The sequence below is a fragment of the Methanomethylovorans sp. genome, from assembly GCF_041305605.1.
Lineage (GTDB): Archaea > Halobacteriota > Methanosarcinia > Methanosarcinales > Methanosarcinaceae > Methanomethylovorans.
In genome coordinates, this window is sequence record NZ_JBFYLB010000139.1 from 1 (window position 1) to 6097 (window position 6097).

Sequence of the window (6097 nt, forward strand, 5' to 3'; positions counted from 1 at the left end):
AATATGGCAGAAAAGGGAAAACCACCAGTGTTCTGTGAAAAGTATTGCGTCGTATGCAAAGGAGCAAGAGCAGGTAACGGTATCTGCAAGGCTATACAGAACCTGGAACTGAAGATCTTCGGCAAGACCGGCTGTATCTGGGGCAAAGCGAGGACAAAATTCTACGGGGTCACGCCGGACCAGAAAATACCGGAAAAATCTAAGAAAAAATGAGCTTATAACTTTTGTTTTTATTTTTTCATGCGGCTGCCGGGATTCGAACCCGGGTTCTAGGCTTGGGAAGCCCAGGTCATAGCCACTAAACCACAGCCGCATTATGAAAATAGCATAATTCATATTACTTCTTTGATTATAGAGTTTGTGGTGAGGCAGCTGACATTGTTTCACGATTGAAGTTCAATTCCTGAAGCATCATGGACATCAGACGGTCTCTAAGGATATCCCTGTCTTCATAGATAGTTTTGAATTCCACTGTGATCTTAACTCCATCGCTGTCACTGTTAAGATAAAAAGTAGCATCTGCACCTTTCAAAGTACTGCCCTTTTCCCGTATCCTCTCAAGCCTGTCAATTATGTCTGTCGGAACGCTTTCCAGGTAGAACTCAAATTTTGAAAAGAATTTATCATTACCATAGTTTCTGATAGGCTTTTCAAGGAAAACCTTGTTAGGTATCTTGGTGTAGTCTGCATACGTATTTGGAGAGGCATCCACCACCACATAGAACATGCCTATATGCTTTACCTGTCCCTCCTGTCCAGCCACATTTATGTAATCTCCTATCTTGAAAGGCTTCTTTGTCAGGAGCATGAACCATATAATATAGGAAAGCACCACATCCCGGATAGCAAAGGCAAAACCGGTGGCTGTCAGACCCAGAAACAGGGCTACATTCTGTATTCCAATGCCCATATGCAAGAAAACGACCACTGTAGCCAGCACATACACAACCAGGATGTAGAGCTTGCTAAGAAGGATCCTCTCTTCCTGCTGTCCGATACCTTCGAATTGGTTCATAATGAAGTTGATGGTAAGCCTTATGAACAGGGTAGCTCCACCAAAGGAGACCAGAATCACGATTATCCCTTCCAGTATCTTAAGCAATACCTCGGGCACAGGGATTATTTCCTGACGCCCGGCCAGATCAACAGCTATGATCGGCAGTATCACTATCAGAAAGAACAATATCGTTTTGTTGAGTTGCTCGTGAGCGAATCTCATCTTTACTTTATTTAACTTCGCTCTGGAAGGCCGGAGAATTGAATCTTTAACCATTAGTATACACTTGATGTGGCATGTATTGTATTAAAATATTTATTCCACTGTCTAATGAAAAGATACAGACGTAATGGGTAGTTCTTATATTTTTCATTTCTCTATTTCGTACTTGTCAATGATACCCTGGAAGGAGTCCAGGACGTACTGCAGGTTCTCTCTGCCTACCTGGAATGTGCTCAGTTTGAAGTATTTGGTAAGTCCTGATTTGATTCCATGGATGTTACGCTCCTTAAGTTCCCTGTACAGGAAGTACCTTCCTTTCTTTGCTTTTTGGGATATTTCATAGAAGACCGGTGCTTCAAAGAACATAAGGTCATGGTTGTGTGGCTTCTGTCCCTTCTGTATTATTCCTATTTCTTCCAGTTTAGAGGAGAACCAGCGCGCATTCTGTACTTCCTGGTCCCAGTTGTTCACCCGCTTAACCACATGGGGAAATGAGGCTATCATGGTCATTATGGTGGCACCTCTGGCTGTGCACCCCAGTAGTTCTATTTCCTTGTTCTTGTTGGTGGGTGATTTCCTGAACACGATATCAGTATATTCCTGGCTCACACCCAGTAATCCAATGGGTCCAGATGCAGCCATTGACTTGTGACCGCTTCCTGCAACGAAGTCTGCACCTAGCTTTTTTGCATCGACTGGCATCCTTCCCACGGCGTATGCACCGTTAAGCAGCAGGGGTACATCGTAGTCGTGGCAGATCTTAGAGATACGCTGCACATCAGTAATGTTCCCATAGTTCCCATCCGGGTAAGTGACCAGAGCCAATGCCGGTGCTTTGCCGGTTTCTTTTATCACTTCCTCGATAGCAGTGGCATATTCTTCCACATCTGTCATATACTGCGGGCTGCCGCTATGAGGTACCTTTTTTATGTTAAGCCGGGCGCGCTGGGCAGCAACGACAGAAGAGTAATGTGCAACTTCATCCATCACCACATAATCTCCTTCCCGGGCAATGGAGTGCATTACCGCAAACTTTGCTTCCCGTGCTCCGTGTGTGATCCTTACGGTATCTGTATTCAGGAATTCTGGCAGGGCATTATGTACAAATTCCTCTATAGGTGGCTTCTTGATAAGATCCAGCACACCGCCGCAGAAATCGCATACAGAATAGCCATCCCCCCATTCCAGCAGGGCGCGCCTGGCATCTTCGGTTAGTTTGCCCGCTGTCTGGAGGGGGTCTATGTTGATCGCATTCTTTGGTTCACGTGGGATGAACCCGAATTTCTTTAGTGCTGCCTCATCAAGTACCATTGGATTTCCTCTGTTTTTACTACAATTAACTGTAGAGTTTTTTCATCAGCCACGCCATGTTCTGGCCAAGGGTTCGCATTGTACGGATGCCCTCTTCATCTTTTTGTACATCTCCGGGAGCGCCTCCAACACCTATGTTCCAGTAACTTGAACCTGGTATTATCATCTGACCAATTGTAAAGAAATTGTTCATGGTGGTGAAAGCATGGAGCGAACCAGCCCTGCGCACTGCTACAACAGATGCCCCTACCTTGCGTTTGAACAGATCACCATTGGCTTTTGATACAAATCCCGCTCTGTCTATGAGAGCTTTCATTTCGGTTGTTATATCGGTGAAGTACGTGGGAGAAGCCAGGATAATGCCATCTGCATCTACCATTTTCATGATGCACTCATTCACAAAGTCATCATCGAAGATGCATTTCATATCTTTATTCTGGAAGCATTTCATGCATGCAGTGCATCCTCTGGTCCTTTTTCCTCCGATATGCACAAGCTCGGTCTCAATTCCTTCTTTTTCCAGCTCCTCAAATACATACTTTATGAGCGTTGCAGTGTTGCCTTCTTTTCTGGGACTACCATTAAATGCTACCACTTTCACGATATTGCATCTCCGAATCAGTTACTTACAGATCACTAAGTATCCACTTTATATCAGTAAATAGTGAATGTCAGTATCAAGCATTAAAAAAGAACAAACGTCGTGAAAATAATTTATACTTCCACGGCTTTGCCAAAAACGCTAAGAAACTCATCACACTGTGTGACAAGAGTTTCTGCAGCTTCTCTTACAATTATTATAGGGTCCGTGCCGTCTGTCTTTATATACAGGATTGGCTCGCTTATGGACACGTGCTTCATATCATAAGAAGCAGTGTGTACCCTTGCATCTTCAAGTAACACAGATTTCAGCATATTCAGAAGAGTATGTGTCTCACCTTTTATCTCAAGGTGCATTTCATCTTCGGTCTTGTCTATGATCTTTAGTTCCATGAACTTCACCCATATAAGCTAGATTTTTATTTTATACAATGCCAGTTCCGTAATCTGAGGAGAGTTTACGTCTCTCTACTCTTCCGCATTCAGGGCATTTCAGTTTGTTATTGTCCATGACCATAACAGTACGGCAGTTGAAGCACTGGGCTTTCATTACACCAAGTTCCTTCTCAGATGTACTAAGCCGCATGTTCTCGGTGTTCAAAACCTTTGCTTTGATTATATCTCCTACAGCGAATTCTTCATCCAGTCTTTTGCAGTAGGAATCTTTAACATTTGACACGTGTACAACAGCTGTTCCAACTTTCTGGAATTCACGTTCACCTTCGCCTTTTATAGCAGCTATCTCGACAAGTGCGACGCTCTCTCTAAGGCCGGTTATACCGCCAATTACGATATCTCCTATGGCAATAGCTGGTGGATACTTGGTGCTGGGCACAACAGATATTATACGTGCTTTCCGGTCTATCTTCACAACACCTGTAGAGGCAGCATGGATGTCTGCAACCTGCAGGAAAGTTCCAATTCCCGGACTAAACTCTTCAGTAGTACCAATAATATCGCCCGGCATCACAAAGACCATTTCACTTTCATCCATGTTCTCCTCCTCTTTTTCTTTCTCAGGAGGCTTTACAATGCTGCTCTTAGGCGCTTTGGCCACTTCAGCTACCTCCACTTTCTTTCCCTCAGTCACCTTCTGCTCCATTTCTTCCGATGACTGTACACCTTCTGATTCCTCGCCTGAGCCTTTGATCATCCTGCGTGAAACCTTTTTTCTGTTCCTTATCCGAATAAGAATCCCTCATGATGAAATTAGATCGATATGATTGAACACCAGTTTGCAAGACATATATTTCCCGCTATATAAAGCAGTTGCAAACATCGGCAGATTATATGTCGCCATCACACCGGACTATCCGGTAGATCTCAACCTTAACCAATTCTACATCCTTTTTATGAAATTTAAATGTTCGTTTTATAGGAAAACCAGTTTCATACCAATCACTAATAGTTGCAGGTTCTATGAAACTCTTAATGAATCTGTGACTTCCGCAATTGTGCACGGAATATGTTACATCTGCAACCCTCAGGGCTGTTGACAGAAAAGGTCTGTCATTGCCCTTGGACTGTGCTCCGAAAGGCGGGTTCATTATTGCAGTATCTGCATGTTCCGGTACACCTGATATGTCGCATTGCACGAACTCCACTTCAACGCCCATCATGGCTGCGTTCTGTCTTGCGATCTCCAGGGCACTGGGATCAATATCAAAACCAACAACTTTTTCAGCACCCAGGAGCTTTGCACCAATGGCAAGGATGCCGGTGCCACATCCCAGGTCATATACCGTACCTTGCAGATCACCATGCATAAATGCAAAGTGCAATACTTCAGCAGCTATGGGGGCAGGGGTGGCATATTGCTCAAGGTTGACATCAGGTTTTTCGAACCCTTTTACCTTTTCCAGCATAATTTCAAGTTTTCTCTGCTTCATTTTATTACCTGCAAGTTTCAGGCTGTGATCTCATCAAATACAAGATCTTCCCATTTCTTTTCGCCCAGCACTATCTCAAGTTCCGGTGGAGTGAGCATCGGCGCATTGAAACGGCCAACTTCATCAATAGCAAGCCTTGGGCATGCTGTATTCACAAAAGCATCCACTTTGAACTGGAGTAACTGGTCGGGGGTTACAAGATCCATCATTATGATCCGGGCATCTTTTCCATGCTTACGTATCATGTTCTGCAACTTAAGCGCAAGTTGCATGCGTTCCTGTCCGGGCTTTGAACATACGATTATCCCAAAAAGAGTAGCATCCAGAGATTTTCCGATGACAGCACTGCGTTGTTTGAGGACCTTTGAAATGTCAAGTTCTCTAATCTCATTTACAAAGGGATCGGCTATGAGCACTCTTCTTCCTGTAGATAATGCCACACCCATAGGGTGGAAGTAACCACTGCCAATATACAGGTATTCATCACAAGGCTCGGTCCTTGCCGAGGAGAAGTTACACCCCAGCACCTGTCCGGGATATGCTATTTTTGCATCTCCCTTCCCGACCACGCACACTTTACCATGGGATCGTAATATTTCACATGCTGCCTGAAGCTTATGTACATGCTGAACCGTAGTGATAAGTCCGATCCTCTGACCTTCAAGGTTTTTCAGAGATTTGTTCACCACTTTCTCTATTTCAGCATTGGACCTGACTTCAATGAAATACACATTTTGCGCATAGCTGCTGTCATCAAGCACAGCATGCCCGAAATGGAACAGTATGTCCACTCTGTGCGCAAGATCAACATCTATGTCACATGCCCCAAAACACGGGTTGCCGGATATCAGTATCTGTGAACCCGTGGCTTCTTCTATCTCATGGGCTATTCCCGAAGCCCTGCGCTTGAAACCCTCGGGAAACTGTAAACCTACTACCGTTGCATTTGTATCTCTTATTACATCAATGATCCTTGCTATCTGGAAATCAAACGCTTCACTGTCTGCCAACCTAGTCCTCCAGTATATGCACGCCATGCTCATCTACATCTATACGCACAAGTGTTGTCACTTCTATG

Annotated in this window: 8 protein-coding genes and 1 tRNA gene; 1 reads left to right on the plus strand and 8 read right to left on the minus strand. The window is 44.3% G+C overall.

The features are described 5' to 3' along the window. The first annotated feature begins 3 nt into the window (after window positions 1–3). A complete protein-coding gene (locus ACCM36_RS08620) occupies window positions 4–213 on the plus strand; it encodes a hypothetical protein (RefSeq protein WP_370573356.1) in 210 nt (69 codons plus the stop codon). A 28-nt stretch (window positions 214–241) separates the two neighbouring features. On the opposite strand, the gene ACCM36_RS08625 is transcribed toward ACCM36_RS08620, so the two are convergent. From ACCM36_RS08625 to dph2, 8 genes are all read right to left on the minus strand, one after another. Continuing rightward, window positions 242–313: transfer RNA gene (locus ACCM36_RS08625), tRNA-Gly, on the minus strand. 36 nt (window positions 314–349) lie between these two features. Next, window positions 350–1273: a mechanosensitive ion channel domain-containing protein gene (locus ACCM36_RS08630; RefSeq protein ID WP_370573349.1), complete on the minus strand. Its 924-nt coding sequence runs from the start codon at window positions 1271–1273 to the stop codon at window positions 350–352. Between the two features lie 93 nt (window positions 1274–1366). Beyond that, window positions 1367–2530 (minus strand): O-phospho-L-seryl-tRNA:Cys-tRNA synthase, encoded by a 1164-nt coding sequence (gene pscS / locus ACCM36_RS08635; protein ID WP_370573350.1) that lies wholly within the window; start codon window positions 2528–2530, stop codon window positions 1367–1369. Between the two features lie 25 nt (window positions 2531–2555). Continuing rightward, window positions 2556–3131 (minus strand): flavodoxin family protein, encoded by a 576-nt coding sequence (locus tag ACCM36_RS08640; protein WP_370573351.1) that lies wholly within the window; start codon window positions 3129–3131, stop codon window positions 2556–2558. A gap of 113 nt (window positions 3132–3244) precedes the next feature. After that, window positions 3245–3523 carry a DNA-directed RNA polymerase subunit L gene (locus ACCM36_RS08645; protein ID WP_370573352.1) on the minus strand — a complete coding sequence of 93 codons (279 nt, stop codon included), beginning with the start codon at window positions 3521–3523 and terminating at the stop codon, window positions 3245–3247. A 31-nt stretch (window positions 3524–3554) separates the two neighbouring features. Further along, complete coding sequence (locus ACCM36_RS08650) at window positions 3555–4283, minus strand: exosome complex RNA-binding protein Csl4 (protein ID WP_370573353.1); 729 nt, start codon at window positions 4281–4283, stop codon at window positions 3555–3557. A 133-nt stretch (window positions 4284–4416) separates the two neighbouring features. Then, window positions 4417–5019 carry an METTL5 family protein gene (locus tag ACCM36_RS08655; RefSeq protein ID WP_370573354.1) on the minus strand — a complete coding sequence of 201 codons (603 nt, stop codon included), beginning with the start codon at window positions 5017–5019 and terminating at the stop codon, window positions 4417–4419. Window positions 5020–5036: 17 nt separating this feature from the next. Then, window positions 5037–6029, minus strand: a complete 993-nt coding sequence (dph2, locus tag ACCM36_RS08660; protein WP_370573355.1) for a diphthamide biosynthesis enzyme Dph2 — start codon at window positions 6027–6029, stop codon at window positions 5037–5039. Window positions 6030–6097 lie beyond the last annotated feature (68 nt).

Bases quoted from the DNA above. Each gene is read 5' to 3' on its own strand.
- ACCM36_RS08630 (WP_370573349.1), bottom strand. From the start codon at position 1,273: ATGGTTAAAGATTCAATTCTCCGGCCTTCCAGAGCGAAGTTAAATAAA.
- ACCM36_RS08650 (WP_370573353.1), bottom strand. From the start codon at position 4,283: ATGATCAAAGGCTCAGGCGAGGAATCAGAAGGTGTACAGTCATCGGAA.
- ACCM36_RS08645 (WP_370573352.1), bottom strand. From the start codon at position 3,523: ATGGAACTAAAGATCATAGACAAGACCGAAGATGAAATGCACCTTGAG.
- ACCM36_RS08620 (WP_370573356.1), top strand. From the start codon at position 4: ATGGCAGAAAAGGGAAAACCACCAGTGTTCTGTGAAAAGTATTGCGTC.
- pscS (WP_370573350.1), bottom strand. From the start codon at position 2,530: ATGGTACTTGATGAGGCAGCACTAAAGAAATTCGGGTTCATCCCACGT.
- ACCM36_RS08655 (WP_370573354.1), bottom strand. From the start codon at position 5,019: ATGAAGCAGAGAAAACTTGAAATTATGCTGGAAAAGGTAAAAGGGTTC.